Source organism: Photorhabdus sp. RW14-46 (assembly GCF_963887965.1).
Lineage (GTDB): Bacteria > Pseudomonadota > Gammaproteobacteria > Enterobacterales > Enterobacteriaceae > Photorhabdus > Photorhabdus laumondii.
This window is the reverse complement of the sequence record NZ_CAWPHH010000054.1, coordinates 1-14,171: the sequence shown is the minus strand read 5'-3', so window position 1 is coordinate 14,171 and position 14,171 is coordinate 1. Positions and strand designations below refer to the sequence as shown.

18 protein-coding genes and 3 pseudogenes are annotated in these 14,171 nt (G+C 43.5%); 9 read left to right on the top strand and 12 right to left on the bottom strand.

Annotation, left to right across the window (positions count from 1 at the left end):
• Positions 1 to 674: 674 nt before the first annotated feature.
• From AACQ38_RS22705 to AACQ38_RS22695, 3 genes and pseudogenes are all read right to left on the bottom strand, one after another.
• Positions 675 to 983 carry a type II toxin-antitoxin system RelE/ParE family toxin gene (locus AACQ38_RS22705; RefSeq protein WP_165579125.1) on the bottom strand — a complete coding sequence of 103 codons (309 nt, stop codon included), beginning with the start codon at positions 981 to 983 and terminating at the stop codon, positions 675 to 677.
• Positions 984 to 1,000: 17 nt separating this feature from the next.
• A complete protein-coding gene (locus tag AACQ38_RS22700; RefSeq protein ID WP_011146606.1) occupies positions 1,001 to 1,465 on the bottom strand; it encodes an antitoxin PaaA2 family protein in 465 nt (154 codons plus the stop codon).
• A gap of 79 nt (positions 1,466 to 1,544) precedes the next feature.
• Positions 1,545 to 1,704, bottom strand: a pseudogene (locus AACQ38_RS22695) (IS5/IS1182 family transposase); the annotation flags it as partial.
• A 98-nt stretch (positions 1,705 to 1,802) separates the two neighbouring features.
• Here AACQ38_RS22695 and AACQ38_RS22690 point away from each other — a divergent pair.
• The 6 genes from AACQ38_RS22690 (at position 1,803) to AACQ38_RS22665 (ending at position 3,918) form a co-directional block, all read left to right on the top strand.
• Positions 1,803 to 2,006: a type II toxin-antitoxin system VapB family antitoxin gene (locus AACQ38_RS22690; protein WP_011146605.1), complete on the top strand. Its 204-nt coding sequence runs from the start codon at positions 1,803 to 1,805 to the stop codon at positions 2,004 to 2,006.
• Positions 2,006 to 2,383: a type II toxin-antitoxin system VapC family toxin gene (locus tag AACQ38_RS22685; protein ID WP_058588678.1), complete on the top strand. Its 378-nt coding sequence runs from the start codon at positions 2,006 to 2,008 to the stop codon at positions 2,381 to 2,383. The genes AACQ38_RS22690 and AACQ38_RS22685 overlap by 1 nt, the downstream gene beginning before the upstream one ends.
• Before the next feature lie 403 nt (positions 2,384 to 2,786).
• Positions 2,787 to 2,915 carry a hypothetical protein gene (locus AACQ38_RS22680; protein ID WP_255562329.1) on the top strand — a complete coding sequence of 43 codons (129 nt, stop codon included), beginning with the start codon at positions 2,787 to 2,789 and terminating at the stop codon, positions 2,913 to 2,915.
• A 94-nt stretch (positions 2,916 to 3,009) separates the two neighbouring features.
• On the top strand, positions 3,010 to 3,267 hold the full coding sequence (locus AACQ38_RS22675) for an AbrB/MazE/SpoVT family DNA-binding domain-containing protein (RefSeq protein ID WP_165579124.1): 258 nt from the start codon (positions 3,010 to 3,012) through the stop codon (positions 3,265 to 3,267).
• Between the two features lies 1 nt (position 3,268).
• Positions 3,269 to 3,601, top strand: coding sequence for a type II toxin-antitoxin system toxin endoribonuclease PemK-mt (pemK-mt, locus tag AACQ38_RS22670; protein WP_146747606.1), 333 nt, complete (start codon positions 3,269 to 3,271; stop codon positions 3,599 to 3,601).
• Between the two features lie 89 nt (positions 3,602 to 3,690).
• Positions 3,691 to 3,918, top strand: coding sequence for a hypothetical protein (locus AACQ38_RS22665; protein WP_242685660.1), 228 nt, complete (start codon positions 3,691 to 3,693; stop codon positions 3,916 to 3,918).
• Here the strand turns inward: AACQ38_RS22665 and AACQ38_RS22660 are convergent.
• The 5 genes and pseudogenes from AACQ38_RS22660 to manA all read right to left on the bottom strand — a co-directional run bounded on the left by AACQ38_RS22660 (position 3,887) and on the right by manA (position 8,540).
• Positions 3,887 to 4,111, bottom strand: a complete 225-nt coding sequence (locus AACQ38_RS22660) for a hypothetical protein (protein WP_242685661.1) — start codon at positions 4,109 to 4,111, stop codon at positions 3,887 to 3,889. The two genes, AACQ38_RS22665 and AACQ38_RS22660, sit on opposite strands and share 32 nt — an antisense overlap.
• A 54-nt stretch (positions 4,112 to 4,165) precedes the next feature.
• Positions 4,166 to 4,432: pseudogene (locus tag AACQ38_RS22655) on the bottom strand (plasmid pRiA4b ORF-3 family protein); the annotation flags it as partial.
• A 169-nt stretch (positions 4,433 to 4,601) separates the two neighbouring features.
• A complete protein-coding gene (gene add, locus AACQ38_RS22650; protein ID WP_165579121.1) occupies positions 4,602 to 5,603 on the bottom strand; it encodes an adenosine deaminase in 1,002 nt (333 codons plus the stop codon).
• Between the two features lie 77 nt (positions 5,604 to 5,680).
• Positions 5,681 to 7,228, bottom strand: coding sequence for a YdgA family protein (locus tag AACQ38_RS22645; protein ID WP_165579120.1), 1,548 nt, complete (start codon positions 7,226 to 7,228; stop codon positions 5,681 to 5,683).
• A gap of 139 nt (positions 7,229 to 7,367) precedes the next feature.
• Positions 7,368 to 8,540, bottom strand: a complete 1,173-nt coding sequence (gene manA, locus AACQ38_RS22640; protein WP_165579119.1) for a mannose-6-phosphate isomerase — start codon at positions 8,538 to 8,540, stop codon at positions 7,368 to 7,370.
• A 90-nt stretch (positions 8,541 to 8,630) separates the two neighbouring features.
• Here manA and AACQ38_RS22635 point away from each other — a divergent pair, with 90 nt between their 5' ends.
• Positions 8,631 to 8,864 carry a hypothetical protein gene (locus AACQ38_RS22635; RefSeq protein ID WP_165579118.1) on the top strand — a complete coding sequence of 78 codons (234 nt, stop codon included), beginning with the start codon at positions 8,631 to 8,633 and terminating at the stop codon, positions 8,862 to 8,864.
• Positions 8,845 to 10,239 (top strand): class II fumarate hydratase, encoded by a 1,395-nt coding sequence (fumC, locus tag AACQ38_RS22630; protein WP_011146595.1) that lies wholly within the window; start codon positions 8,845 to 8,847, stop codon positions 10,237 to 10,239. Before AACQ38_RS22635 ends, fumC begins: the two co-directional genes overlap by 20 nt.
• Before the next feature lie 67 nt (positions 10,240 to 10,306).
• Here fumC and res read toward each other — a convergent pair whose 3' ends face one another.
• From res to tus, 3 genes are all read right to left on the bottom strand, one after another.
• Positions 10,307 to 10,777 carry a type II toxin-antitoxin system NAD+ phosphorylase toxin Res gene (gene res, locus AACQ38_RS22625; RefSeq protein WP_165579117.1) on the bottom strand — a complete coding sequence of 157 codons (471 nt, stop codon included), beginning with the start codon at positions 10,775 to 10,777 and terminating at the stop codon, positions 10,307 to 10,309.
• Entirely contained in the window at positions 10,774 to 11,220 is a 447-nt protein-coding gene (gene xre, locus AACQ38_RS22620) for a type II toxin-antitoxin system antitoxin Xre (protein ID WP_011146593.1), read from the bottom strand. Before xre ends, res begins: the two co-directional genes overlap by 4 nt.
• Before the next feature lie 72 nt (positions 11,221 to 11,292).
• Positions 11,293 to 12,219 (bottom strand): DNA replication terminus site-binding protein, encoded by a 927-nt coding sequence (gene tus, locus AACQ38_RS22615; RefSeq protein WP_165579126.1) that lies wholly within the window; start codon positions 12,217 to 12,219, stop codon positions 11,293 to 11,295.
• Positions 12,220 to 13,038: 819 nt separating this feature from the next.
• Between tus and AACQ38_RS22610 the strand changes: the two genes are divergently transcribed.
• The gene (locus AACQ38_RS22610) at positions 13,039 to 13,500 is read left to right on the top strand and encodes a hypothetical protein (RefSeq protein WP_228956975.1); all 462 of its coding nucleotides are present in this window, start codon (positions 13,039 to 13,041) and stop codon (positions 13,498 to 13,500) included.
• Between the two features lie 293 nt (positions 13,501 to 13,793).
• On the opposite strand, the pseudogene AACQ38_RS22605 reads toward AACQ38_RS22610, so the two are convergent.
• Positions 13,794 to 14,045 (bottom strand): annotated as a pseudogene (locus AACQ38_RS22605) (transposase); the annotation flags it as partial.
• Between the last annotated feature and the right edge of the window lie 126 nt (positions 14,046 to 14,171).

Here is a 14,171-nt window from a genome sequence, read left to right as displayed (position 1 = left end):
AATCTGGTATCTTTCTGTTTCGGTCAGTTGTGTATAGGCCATAGTGCATTTTCCTTTGGCGAGAAAGATGCCTACTATAGCAACTGACCGCCCTTCTGAAAAATTGCACTTATTAGTCGAATCCGCCTTGGATATTATATTCAAAATATATAACCACAATCAGGAATAGAATCTTCACGCGAAACATTGGGTATGAGTTGTGCTAGTAAGTTGTAAGCAAATCATTAGCCTAACTAAAATTGATTGTGACTAATGGGATTGTACTTTTAAAGTTCCGTACTGGATTTGCGCTATACGTATAGTCAAACGATTTTTATTATCAAAGTTAGCAAGAACACGACCTAAAGAGACATTTTATAACACTCTAGAGCTATTACGTTTTGCTAAACAGTTCGATAATCGTTTAGATAACTTCTTTGACATTCATCCAGAGTTTGTATCTAAGATCGTTATTGTGAGCGATAGTCGTTCATGTATTGATAAAATTAAAAAACATCTAATGTAACGTGAATAAAACTAGTTTTATAACTCTCTCTCAGCAAGATGCTCCCTGAGTAGTTGAAAAGCATCAGTATTGTTATTCTGTTGGTTGAAAAGGGAGAGCATAAAAAAGTCTGGGGCACTTGAGTTATTTACGCTCTCCATCTCCTGCAGGGAGATCCGCTGTCACCATGTCACGGCGTTTGCTGCGCCGCGTGTTTCACTCGCAAAATTTCGACGGTGCGCGCATCGTCCAGCACGCGATAAAAAATAATGTAGTTCCGATGTGCGACCAGCTCGCGCACATAATCCGGCAGGCCGGGCCGCCCGGTGCGGCCAAGCTCCGGGTGCTGCGCAAGCGGCAAGGTCTTGTCGCGTAGCTCCTGACCGAAGCTGCCCGCCCTGGTCGGGTTGTCTTTGCCTATGTATCGAACAATGGCGCGCAAATCCTCGCGGGCCTTCGGTCGCCACTCGATGCGGTAAGGGGTCTTTGCCTTCGCCATAAATCAGCCAGCCGCGCTCAAGCGCGCTTCCTTTTGGCGGGCTTGTGTTCGGCGGCCAAGGCGGCAATATCGGCGTCCATCTCGGCCATAACCTCATCGTGTGAAAGATTCGGGCGCGGGTCGTCGATAGCATCCTGAATCTCGGCGGCCAGCCACTCCGAGTAGGCGGCGGCTTGGTGGGCCTTGCGCATTGCCTCGGCCCGGCCACGATTGCCGGCGGTTTCTTCTTTCTCGTCCGGGTTCCACTCACTGGCGTCGAACTGGCCGATGGTGATGCCTACGCCGCGCAACACGTTCAGGGCGGCAATGGGGTTGCCGAAACGGCGCGGCTCTTGGCTGCGGGCCTTCGCCAGCACAGCGGCGGCACCGCTGCGGGTTGCGATCTGCACAAGGAAGGTTCCGCCTTGCCCTTTCAGGGTCACACCTTCCACGCCGCCGGCATCGCTTGCGGCGCGTAGCTGCTCAATGGTCATGCTTTGCATGATTAACTCCTTATAGGGTGATGAAAGTAACAGGGTTGATTGTGTATGTTTTCTAGGAAACGCGCAAGCACCTAGACAAATCGGTGGTACTGACCTTCGTCTTTCTCGGCCGTTCTTTAAGAGCTGGCTTCAGGCTTTTTTTCCGACTGCTGCCCGGTCTTCATTGACGGCTTTATGCAGTCGTCAAAATAGGCGCCGGGGGGCACAGCACGTTGTTCACTCTTTGATTTGTGCGGATTGCAAGGTTGTCCCATGCCATTATTCTTTTCTTACAAACTGTTTTGATTCTATTTTTGATGTATATTATCATCAATATGTGAATCAAGGAGGTTATATTATGCGAACTACTGTCACGATTGATGATGCGTTGTATGCACAGGCACTAGAAATGGCCGATCCTGGCATGGATAAGGCTGATATTTTCCGTGAAGCGGTGAAAACGTTTGTTCGGGTGCAGGCAGCAAAAAGACTGGCTTCGCTCGGCAGCACATCACCTGATATGCAGATAGTTCCCCGTCGCCGGGAGGAGCCATCCGCATAATGACTATTTTAGTAGATACGTCCGTCTGGATTGACCATTTCAAAAACAGGAATGACGGATTGATCCAGTTGTTAAGCCGGGATCTGGTTCTGATTCATCCGATGATACTGGCTGAAATAGCCTGTGGTACTCCTCCGGCACCAAGACTGCGAACGCTTGGAGATCTGGGGCTGTTACCACAGAGTCATCAGGCCACTATCATCGAGGTAATGGCATTCATTGAAAACGAAAAGTTGTACGGCCTCGGATGTGGTCTGGTTGATATTACATTGCTGGCATCAACCTTGATAACACCAGGGGCAAGGCTTTGGACGCTGGATAGACGACTTGAGAAGTTGGCTAAACGTCTTAATGCGAGTTATCAGCCGATTCATTGACAGAATTTAAACCGCTCTGGAAACCACCAGAAAACCGGCCGGTTTTCTGGTGGTTTTCTCATTCTCAGGAAGGGTGGGCGGGCAAATCAGTAATGTGGTTTGATTCTCAGATAAAGTGATTTGGAACGGCTTTTCATTCTCACGCAATGTGGTTGAGAAAAGGGCATTTATTGCGCATCGGGGCGATCATCATTGCGCGTCACTACAGCTAGGAGCTGGGAAATACCACGCATTGCGCACTGTAGACGTCAGTTTGTACAAAAAATAGCCTTCGTGGGATATTTTGTGCGCCGGGCAAAGGCTCGGCCTTTGAGACCATAGATTTTTATGCTCTACAAAGGAAATCGCTGATAAGATTTCTTCAAAGACTTAGACCATCTGATTATGCTTCAAATGATGGGAAATGATGAAATCACACAGCTATGTTCGTCAGTCATGGCGCTGTTCTGGTGTTCCTGCTGTGTATTTTCCTAGTCTACTGGCGCGGGGTAGCACTGCTGCCAGCAGTGGGCCTGCTACGCTTCTGGGATAAAAAGTTATATATTTATTTAACTTTTTAGTGTTGCCGCCTGGTTTATTTCCCTGTTGGATGTTATATTTATATATAACTTTTATGGAGGTGAAATATGCATACTACTCGTCTGAAGAGAGTCGGCGGTTCCGTTATGCTGACCGTTCCGCCGGCGCTGCTGAACGCACTGTCTCTGGGATCAGATAATGAAGTCGGCATGGTCATTGATAATGGTCGGCTGATAGTGGAGCCGCACAAGCGCCCACAATATTCGCTTGCTGAACTGCTGGCACAGTGCGATCCGGATGTCGAAATCAGTGCAGAAGATCGTGAATGGCTGGACGCGCCAGCTGCAGGCCGGGAGGCAATCTGATATGGAGAGAGGGGAAATCTGGCTTGTCTCACTCGACCCTACCGCAGGCCATGAGCAGCAGGGAACGCGGCCGGTGCTGATTGTCACGCCAGCGGCCTTTAACCGCGTGACCCGCCTGCCTGTAGTGGTACCCGTTACCAGCGGTGGTAATTTTGTCCGTACCGCTGGCTTTGCAGTATCGCTGGACGGTGCCGGTACACGTACAACCGGCGTTGTGCGCTGCGATCAGCCGCGCACAATTGACATGGGCGCACGGGGCGGAAAGCGGCTTGAGCGTGTGCCTGCAAAAATCATGGATGACGTTCTGGCCCGACTGACCGTAATTCTTAGTTGAATCAATAACGTGAATATGTTGCCGGCATTGCCTGTTCCTGAATAGCTGCAATATACTGTATGTATAAACAATATTAGGAGGCTAATTTTATGGCGCTGGCGTTAGTTTATCCCCCGCCTTCTGATGAAGGCGACTCATTACCTTTCTTTGCCGGGTCCGTTGCGGCCGGTTTCCCAAGCCCGGCAGCCGGCTATGAAGCTAATGAACTCAACCAGCCTGCGGAAATCAGTAAATTGCCTCAAATAGACGCGTTAAGAGCAAAAGGTATACCTTTATGGATACCGATCATCCTATCGGCCACAGCCCGATCACAATAGGTTCCAGTTCCGGTGAATCAAGGTTGAGCCGACTTAATTGGCTATTAACCTTGGGCCGGTTGAATCTGACGGCATCAAGCGCCTCAACCAATGGACGGATCTCTCTGACCGTGGTCGTATCATCAGCATGAATAATCGCGTCAAGCAATGCCAGTGTCTTATCAGTTTCATCGGCTAACGTCGCGCCGGGCATTCTGTTTCCGGCCAGACAAAAAGGAGACTTCAGGTGAGAATTTTCGAGAATCGTTTCAATACGGATATCGTGAAGCCAGTGCTCGAAAAAGTTGTACTCGTAGGTAAAACGGTCACCGGCATCAAATTCAAAGTCACCCAGCGTAATTTTGTAGGGGTTATCAGGAAATCCGATCCCGCCGGAGTAGGAAATGCCGTAATTTTTGCCCTAAATACGGAATTGATGCAGATGAGCATCCTGCCATCCCTGCACGATCTGAATGATATAGTGCAAAGCCGCTAAAGAAGTCTCGCCTGACAATCTGAATCGGTACCAGACCATTGGGCTGATACCTCGGAGGGCTACTTTCACAATATAAGATTTCATGGGGAGGTGTCTGATAGAATGATGTTCCTTTGCTCATTCTATCGTTGATTTAACACCGTGCACCACAGATTTTTATGGTCTCGATAATCAGGAATGGGAGATTCCATTCCTGAGCTATTTATGTTTAACGATTTGCTGCTTTCATGCGTAATGACTGTTTTTCTGTATCACTGATAAAAGCAGTTTCCAGCCCATTTATCTGAGCCTGACGAATTTGAGCAATAGATAAACCCGCGGCAGGGGCGGCAATTTCATATTCATGGCGGATGTCGATGCCTTCAACGGCTGGATCATCGGTATTAATGGAAGCAAGAATATCTTTTTCCAGGAATTGTTTGAGTGGATGGTCCAATAAAGAATTGACGGTGCTGGTTTGAAGGTTTGAGGTTAAACAGGTTTCAATACCAATACGGTTTTCAACCAAATAATCCATCAATACGGGATCAGTAATGGCTTTTACCCCATGACCAATCCGCGTGGCTCCTAATTCCCTAATGGCTTGCCAAATACTTTCAGCGCCAGCGGCTTCGCCGGCATGGATAGTTATATGCCATCCAGCATCACGGGCTTTGGTAAAATGAGATTGGAAAAGATGGCCGGGAAAACCTAACTCGTCACCCGCGAGATCCAATGCAGTAATATGTTGCTGGTGAGCTAGCAGGCTAGTTAATTCCTGAGTACAGGCTTGTTCACCAAAAGTTCTGCTTAAAATTCCGATAAGACGGATGTCGATATCGTTATTTTGACGGGCAGAACGGATACCATCAATAATTGCCTCAACGACCCCTTCAACCGGCAATTTGTGGTTCATCGCCATGTAATAAGGGGAAAAACGTAATTCAGCATAGTCGAGCCCAGTATTGATGGCATCTTCAACATTTTCAATAGCAATACGACGACAAGCGTCCAAATCAGCTAGTACTGCCACTCCCCAATCAAGTTTTTGTAAAAAACTGACTAAGCTCGGTTCATTTTCAATAATTTGTACGTGGGGGAGTAGTGATTCCAGATCATTTGCTGGAAGCTGAATATTATGCTGGTTGGCAAGATCTAAGATAGTCTCCGGCCGGATATTTCCATCGAGATGGCGGTGTAAATCTGTCAGTGGGAGTTTTATGTCAATCACGTTCAGGTCCTTTTTTATATAAAAATGCCAGTCACATGCGTTGACTGGCAATTTAACAAAACGTTTATCGGCGCGTTTTATTGCGCAGGTTGCACAGTACCTTCTGCTTTCACTTTTCCACTGTCGTGGGTGTCGCCTTCTGGCACTATTTGTTCTGGTGCTTCATCATCAGAAGGGTCCGATAAATTGTATTCAGACATGAATTGATGTAAGGGTATTTTCTTACCATTCATTTCTACATTACCGTCTGCATAGTTAAACTTAATGCTGATAGCATCTTTATCAACCGTGGCAATTTTAAACAGTTGTCCTAGTTGTTCAAACTGTTTTATCTGTTGCTCAGCATTATGTTCAGCCTTTGCTTTATCCATGCCATTCATTATCATTGACTGAGTGGAAAACTCAATCATCATAGGTCTTGGTAATGTGACATTCAGAGACATGTTCTGAATTAAGGTGCGAATAGCTTCCTCTGTTTTCATTGAAGACAAGCTACTTTTATCTTTTGGTAAGTCCTTCAAACTCACTTGGTAATTAATGGTACTTTCACCTTTGGTATTCTTCCAGGTCAATGGATCAATACCAAATTGTGGATTGTTTTTCAGCAAAATAGGCAGGTTAGATAATACCGCATCAATAATAGCTGTATCTGCTGCATCGGAAGAGATATCATCAGAAGAGAGTGATTTGGCTGTGGCATCATTGTAAGCTTGAGTAAACTTACGCATGGCTTCACCATCCAGACGATCGGCAGTAATTGCAAACTGACCAGAACCAAAATCAATATTTTTCAGTTTAAGGCCATCCAAACTATAAGTGATTTTTCCTTTCAGATTAGTTTCATCTTCACCGATATTTGAATCTATTTTAACGCCGGAAAGCATCATATCTTCATTGCCGATGCCTTTTAGGCTGATTTGCTGAATTTTGATGCTTTGATCGCCAATATAGATATCAAATTTGCCTTTTTTATTGTCTAGGTTTAAATCAATACCTTTGACAAGGAAATTTTCGTCATTTTTATTGATGGTTAACTGGTCGCTCTTGATTGCCAGTGATATCTTTTTCAGATCACGGCTGAGATCGGAAGTCAGTTTGGCACCGGAAAAATTGAATTTAGCACCATTTTTTTCAAAATCGACAGGAATGATATCAACATCAGAAATAACAGAACCACTATAACTGACACGAGAATCAGAAGTGAACAGCGATTTTCCTTTAGTGATTTCAAACAGGGGTTTTAAAGATTCATTATTTTCCAGTTCGGAATGAACGGAAGCCATACTCGGAATTAAGGTTAATTTTTTCACTTGTGCAAGTGGGAAAGGGCCGTGATCAATCACAGATTTAATTGAAATTTCTTCACCGGGTTTGATTTCTGCGTTTTTAACGCCGTCTTTAACTGTCAGAACAAGACGGACATCAGAACTGAACACGCCACGGCGGAAATCTTTACTCTGTAGCATCAGACCTGTTTCAGGGAAGGCTTTTTTCATCTCAGCATTGGCGTGGGAAATAGATTGATCTATACGTTGTTCAATCTGTTTACCTGTATACCATGAAGCTCCAGTCCAGGCTGCTCCCAAGGCAACAATAATGCCTACTGCCACTAACGATTTTTTCATAATGCAAATCCGTCCTTTTAATGCATATTTCGCAGGTAATATGCATTCTCTCGATATAAAAATGGCCGTTAACACAGCTTGGAGTGTAAGTAGTGCTTAACAGCGCCTGTGAATAAGTTTTAGGCCCAGGTTGGTATTATTAATTAAAAACCCGGGCGGTAAAACCATCACCGTGAATTATCACAGCCTTTTCGGCAGCAGATATGAATACTGACTCACCTGGGAAAATTCTCAATTGGTGTTCGCCAGATTGTATAACTGTTTGACCTTCAACACAAAAAACAATCGATGCTGAATTGTTATCAAGCGTAATTGACTGTTCCGATAGAGAATAAATAGAAAATGCAAAATCATCCACTGGAATAGGGAAATTTTTAGCGATTTTTTCCTGTCTTGGTAGCATAAATAAGGTGTTTGTTGGTTTTGAAACAAAGTCAAGGTTTGCCATTAGCTCAGGAATATCAATATATTTGTTGGTTAAGCCCGCTCGTAGGACATTATCTGAATTTGCCATCACTTCAAGAGCAACGCCTTCCAGATAAGCATGAGGCGTACGGGCGCATAGAAACATGGCTTGACCGGGTTCAAGTTCGATGACATTAAGTAAAAGTGGAATAAATAGACCATTGTCGTCAGGGTAAAATGCCGTCATTTTTTTGATGGAATCCCAAGGTTCTCCGAGCCGACTATTCAATGCTGATTTCAATACGCCAAGAGCTAGCTGCTTTTGTTTACCACTCATATTCAGTAATTGGGAAAATAAGCAGGCAAGATTCTGTTCATTTGGTGTCTGAATAAAGAACGGAATTTTGGGATGGGCCGCAGTAATAAATTTCAGTAATTGTGCGATTTCGTTTAATGGACGGAACCCATTCATTGCCCGGAAAGGGGTAAGGGCATAAACCAATTCGGGCTTATGGTTATCATCTTTGTAATTTCTTTCCGGGGAATCCAACGGAATACCGGCGATATTCTCTTTGGTAAACCCCTCTTCTGCGGATTTTTTATCAGGATGAACCTGAATTGAGAGAGGTTGAGCCGCACACAATACCTTAAATAGGAAAGGCAAACGGTGAAAGCTATCTGAAACTTTTTTTCCCAGATATTTTTCCGGATCACTGGCTATTAATTCATTTAAGGCAATGGGTTTTCCCGTTTCTGGGTTGGCTACAAGTGAACTGCTTTTAGGATGGGCGCCCATCCATAATTCAGCCATTGGCAGATTATCTGGATTTTCAACACCATAAATATCCATCAGAGCGGTTTTGCTTCCCCATGAATAGTGCTGGATCTGATTTATCATCTTCAACATGGCCGTTACTCTCTTTTTAAAAAAATCAATCTATTTCCTTTCTACCACAATACGATAAATACGACTTGGTTGGCATAATCAGGAACTAATATGTGGCATGATAACAGAATGCTAATCAGTTTATCTGCAAAGACTGATTATACCCTATGGATTTTAAGATGCTTCGCGACGGCAAGGGAGCGAATCCCCGGGAGCATAGGTAACTATGTGACCGGGGTGAGCGAGTGCAACCAACAAAGAGGCAACTTGAAAGATGACGGGTATATGCATATTCGATTATTCTGTGTGTTAAGGAGAGATAGTAATGGCAGCCACTCGCATTGAAAAAGACTCAATGGGGCCCATCGAAGTACCTGCTGACCAATTGTGGGGAGCGCAAACTCAACGTTCACTTGAGCATTTTCGCATTTCGCAGGAGAAAATGCCGGTTGCATTAATTCATGCTCTGGCATTGACTAAACAGGCTGCGGCCAGTGTCAATATGGATTTGGGTCTTCTGCCGCAAGAACGTGGTGAAGCAATTATTGCTGCTGCGAAAGAGGTGCTGGAAGGTAAACATCCGACAGAATTTCCTCTTGCTATCTGGCAGACCGGTTCAGGAACACAAAGTAACATGAACATGAACGAAGTGTTGGCGAACCGTGGTAGCGAGATCCTTGGCGGGGTGAGGGGGAGTGAACGCCTTATCCATCCTAACGATGATGTCAATAAAAGTCAGAGTTCTAACGATGTTTTCCCAACAGCAATGCATGTTGCTGCGGTTATTGCGCTGAGTGAGCATCTTATTCCTGAGCTGAAAATATTACAAAAAACATTGGCTGATAAAGCTGAAGCTTATAAGGATATCGTTAAAATTGGCCGTACACACTTGCAAGATGCGACGCCATTGACCCTTGGTCAGGAAATTTCTGGCTGGGCGGCAATGTTAACGCATAACCTGAAACACATTGAAGACAGTATTCCCCATGTTTGTGAATTGGCACTAGGGGGAACTGCGGTTGGCACCGGTTTAAATACTCATCCTGAATATGCTGTTCGTGTTGCTAAGAAATTGGCTGAACTGACCAACCATTCGTTTGTTACTGCACCAAATAAATTTGAAGCCCTGGCGACTTGTGATGCTCTGGTTCATTCTCATGGGGCATTAAAAGGTCTGGCTGCATCCATAATGAAAATTGCAAACGATGTTCGTTGGTTGGCTTCCGGCCCTCGCTGTGGTATCGGTGAAATTTCAATTCCTGAAAATGAACCGGGTAGCTCAATCATGCCAGGTAAAGTTAACCCAACTCAGTGTGAAGCAGTGACGATGCTTTGTGCACAGGTGATGGGCAATGATGTTGCTATTAATATTGGTGGGGCATCAGGCAACTTTGAGCTAAATGTGTTTCGCCCAATGGTGATTAATAACTTCCTGCAATCTGTTCGCTTGTTGGCTGATGGTATGCGTAGCTTCAATGAACATTGTGCAGTCGGTATCGAACCCAACCGTGATCGCATTACTCAGTTGCTGAATGAATCTCTGATGTTAGTAACGGCGCTGAATACACATATTGGTTATGACAAAGCTGCAGAAATTGCTAAGAAAGCCCATAAAGAAGGGCTGACATTAAAACAATCGGCGATGAAACTGGGTTATCTGACAGAAGCTGAGTTTGATGAGTGGGTTCGTCCAGAAGATATGGTTGGCAGCTTGAAGTAGTTGTTGCTTAGCCATGAAAAATTGACCGGAGACGAGTGCTCCGGTTTTTTGTTTCACGATCTTTAAATTATTTTTTTGCCTTTACTAAACGGGAATCAATGCCAAAATCCAAGCGTTTAACCGTGTTTATATATTTATAAAAATCTTTCGCCATAGGATTCAAAATGACGTTATTTTCGTAGGGGACAATGGCAGAGGGAACTACCAGGCCAATAGAATGACTAACCTCGAACCATTCACTGCCTATTTCCATTGTGCAAGTAGAAGGTACGGGAGCATTCCAATCAGAAGGTAATGTATCAATGTCTAAAATATCAATTTGGTTTTCAGGGATGTCGATACTTAACAAAGCAAAATCAGTGAGAAGTTCATCATCTCCGACATGAACAAGTACTTCTAGCACAGCAAGAGAAACTGAAGTGGCTACATAAATTGCGGGTCTTCCTATATTGTGCCAACGGCCACCATATAACTTTGCTCCTGTACCACTCCATGCTGATTCGACATATTTTGAACGGGTAAGTCGGTATAAGATCACGATACAATTCCGTGTTCAATCCTGCCGATGAGATTCATGACATCTAGCGCTCCACTTTCTGTATCGAGCATTGATTCAGGCGTTACGTATCCTAAACCCCGGATAGGTCGCTTCATCCATTGAGCTGCTTTATCTTTGTCACCATTAAATAAATCTACAGCATGGTCCATGACACGTACAAACCGAGCAATGCGCTGACTTTCATCAGCAGTAAATTTACCTTTTCCTGAACAGCGTCTTGAATAACTGCGTATTTGGATACCTGCAATCCGCAAAATATCCCCTTTACCGAACGTTGACCAGTTTTGTATTTTATCAACTATAGTGACTGGTAACCCTTCATTTAATATTGCATTCAAATGTGGCCCACTGCTTGATGGGAAACCAACTGTTCGCCAAAGTGGGTTACTCTGGACTTTGTGGCTTGGTGTAAAAACTCGCATAAGCACCTCTTTTATCATTTGTCACTATTATAATAGACAGTTGACCAAACTTGGTCAAATAAGCAACATGCACTAAATCTCACGATATAAATGTAGCCTTGGAATAATCAATTCTAGTGGTTTAGCTTTGGGTTTATAGCGATGCACTATGGCATTGGCATCATAGTTAGCAAGTCTACCTACCTTTGGTTGGTTATCACCATAGTTAACATAAAATGCAATTATTGGTAGGGGACAAGCATATTGCACCTGTTTTTGTTGTTCCGCATACCAGACTCGTGCAATGGGCTGCACTTTCACTGGGCGTTTGATTTTTAACACCACATCGTCCGGTAATTTTTTTATATCGATAATTTCTTTTGCGACCAATGCTGCCCATTGTTCACGAGAATAGGGGGAAACTGCACGTCCAGAGTTATAGCTTTTCTCCAAACGTTGCAGAATTTGATCTTTTGTGACTTTATTGATGATATTTTTATTTGCCCAACCAAAACGAACTGAATCGGGATTGAGAAGGGGAGTGATGGTTCTGTAAGCGTTTAAAGTTATCAAACCATGTAACTGACTGTGAACAAACTCAAACCGCTGCTCTTTATCCACCCCTGATTGCACCGTTACGATATGTTCAAGCTCTGCTTTCAACTTATTAATTTCCTCAATCAAAAGTAAAGCAGAGCGATATTGTTGTTGGTTCACAGAAAAACATAATACACCGGGAAGACGAACGGCAGCTTTACTGCTGATATTTTGGTTATTGTGATATATAAATAGCTTCTGGTAATGACTTAATCCTATATTTCGTGCGTCATTACCCGTCATTTCATTCACAATGATTTCTGTTACTGGCTCATGTTCACTGCCTTTTTCTACATCAGGCAAAATAAACACATGAGCGGCCAACAAAGAATAGCTATTTAATTGTTCATACAGTTGCTTCAACTTACTCTCTTGTTGTTGAAAACAACTATTCAAATCGTCAATTGATAAATATTTACTCATTTGAATAACACAATTAGTTACAACATACTTTTTATTATAAAACAAAAAGTGAAAACATCAAACTCAAAAGTTGTATTCAAAAGCAAAGCAGGTACACATGGTAAGCCTGAACACGCCAAAGGGAAAATTAAAAGGTTTTTTGACTCCCTAATAGGCTCCGTTCGTTATCCTTGTGAAAAACTGTTAAAATTTTACTGGAAACATCGGGAAATAGAGATAGGTTTTAGTGAATTAAAAAGGCAACAGCTCAGAAACTATGGGAGATTTTGATTCACCTATAATCTGATAAGAAAAGAAATGTTAGCCATAGCGGGAATAGCTGAAGTATTACCAACAAGGATAAATCTCATTGCTGTATTAAACCGGATTGAATAATCCCAAATCCGTTATTGTGAATTAAATACCAGAAGACGGTTACCTCTCAAATTGAAAAAGATGAAGAAATAAATAACGTTTCATAATTCTGCTACACATGACCTTCTTCAACCCATTGTTATACATAGAATTATGAGTAGTATAAGATGTAGCGCTATTTGGGAATATTATTTATATAAATATGCTTATCCTACCCAAAAAGAAAAATCGTTGAAATTACCTTTTATGAAGACAGATTTTTACTGTCGCCTTTGTGCCATACGCCACACAAACTCCTTGAATATTAAAATAAACAATAAAAGTTATAATATCCTTGAGTCGAAATTCATGGTTGGATTGTAGATGTCATTTATTATTGTGCTTCATTAAAGGCACAATAATTAAAACGTCTACCTAAATGAATGTGAATACAATGAATACCACATAAACTAACGAAGAATGATTATGGGAATACTCACAGGCAGCGATACTCCGATCCCAGGAAAATCTTATATTATTCATCCGTATCCAGCAGGTGATTACGCGACTGCTGTAACGGTAGCTAGTATATTTCATGCAGCGCCGGGGAGCGTGTCATTGGCAATATGGGAAAGCACTGTACCATACCAAAAATTTGAGTGCGTCGGGGATGGAAAGGGGAGAGGCTACCTTGGCTTTATTTGCCGGGCATCCCCTGTAAGTGATCGCGGGGCTTACCTTGGCTACAACGCTCACGAAATACTTATCTGTAAAGCTCAGTACCAACAAAAATGGGAAGATATGGTTGTTGTTGAGCGTCCGGCTGGAGGATTCGAGTGGTGCATGAGAAAGGATGACCATCTTGCATTCGTTGGAATTCAGGGCCACATACAGCTAAAGATATTTAGAGACTTTACCACGACGTGGGGCTTCACCGAGTGGTTCTGATCTCTAAATCCAACACTTAAGGAGAGCATAAAAATCTATGGTTCCCCTCGTTTTTGCAACACTCATTTTTGATGAATTTTTGGCTTGCTTAAATCTATCCGGCGTCACTGTAGGCAAGGAGCCTGCGCCTCGATGAGTTCCGCGCCTGATGAACCTTAAAACCTTGTCGGCTTGAAAGAGCCATTTTTTATGTTAGGTTTCTCATCAGGCCGGTAGGCCGTTCATGTCATCCATAATCAGTCTTCGCAAAACCAGTGGGGTAACATTTAAATAGGTTCACAATGACGCCAGCTTTAGGCGACAAATACCGTGTGTTGTGTCGTAATGGCCCACGCTATCCGGGCGAGTTTATTAGCCAATGCACAGGCCACGATATTAGAGTGCTTTCGTTCAAGCTGCTGCTTAACCCAGTCAGCCAGTTTTCCCTGCCGGTGTTCAATCTGTTGCATGAATGACCGGGCGCAGAGTACCAACAGTTGCCGGAGCGTCTTATTACCCCGTTTACTGATACCCAATAAGGTCGTCCTTCCCCCGGTGCTATACTCTGTCTTTCCTACACAAATATTTTAACCCGCCCCCGCGTTATTGAACTTTTCCCTCATAGATTGATCTCAATAAAAAACACGACTTGAGGTAATCTTTATGTTTTCAACCTGCGCCGAACAATGGGC

Bases quoted from the DNA above. Each gene is read 5' to 3' on its own strand.
- xre (WP_011146593.1), bottom strand. From the start codon at position 11,220: ATGCGAGTTTTTACACCAAGCCACAAAGTCCAGAGTAACCCACTTTGG.
- AACQ38_RS22610 (WP_228956975.1), top strand. From the start codon at position 13,039: ATGGGAATACTCACAGGCAGCGATACTCCGATCCCAGGAAAATCTTAT.
- AACQ38_RS22700 (WP_011146606.1), bottom strand. From the start codon at position 1,465: ATGCAAAGCATGACCATTGAGCAGCTACGCGCCGCAAGCGATGCCGGC.
- AACQ38_RS22680 (WP_255562329.1), top strand. From the start codon at position 2,787: ATGATGAAATCACACAGCTATGTTCGTCAGTCATGGCGCTGTTCTGGT.
- AACQ38_RS22660 (WP_242685661.1), bottom strand. From the start codon at position 4,111: ATGCCCGGCGCGACGTTAGCCGATGAAACTGATAAGACACTGGCATTG.
- AACQ38_RS22690 (WP_011146605.1), top strand. From the start codon at position 1,803: ATGCGAACTACTGTCACGATTGATGATGCGTTGTATGCACAGGCACTA.
- AACQ38_RS22675 (WP_165579124.1), top strand. From the start codon at position 3,010: ATGCATACTACTCGTCTGAAGAGAGTCGGCGGTTCCGTTATGCTGACC.
- AACQ38_RS22705 (WP_165579125.1), bottom strand. From the start codon at position 983: ATGGCGAAGGCAAAGACCCCTTACCGCATCGAGTGGCGACCGAAGGCC.
- AACQ38_RS22685 (WP_058588678.1), top strand. From the start codon at position 2,006: ATGACTATTTTAGTAGATACGTCCGTCTGGATTGACCATTTCAAAAAC.
- tus (WP_165579126.1), bottom strand. From the start codon at position 12,219: ATGAGTAAATATTTATCAATTGACGATTTGAATAGTTGTTTTCAACAA.
- manA (WP_165579119.1), bottom strand. From the start codon at position 8,540: ATGTTGAAGATGATAAATCAGATCCAGCACTATTCATGGGGAAGCAAA.
- AACQ38_RS22635 (WP_165579118.1), top strand. From the start codon at position 8,631: ATGTGGCATGATAACAGAATGCTAATCAGTTTATCTGCAAAGACTGAT.
- fumC (WP_011146595.1), top strand. From the start codon at position 8,845: ATGGCAGCCACTCGCATTGAAAAAGACTCAATGGGGCCCATCGAAGTA.
- pemK-mt (WP_146747606.1), top strand. From the start codon at position 3,269: ATGGAGAGAGGGGAAATCTGGCTTGTCTCACTCGACCCTACCGCAGGC.
- AACQ38_RS22665 (WP_242685660.1), top strand. From the start codon at position 3,691: ATGGCGCTGGCGTTAGTTTATCCCCCGCCTTCTGATGAAGGCGACTCA.
- AACQ38_RS22645 (WP_165579120.1), bottom strand. From the start codon at position 7,228: ATGAAAAAATCGTTAGTGGCAGTAGGCATTATTGTTGCCTTGGGAGCA.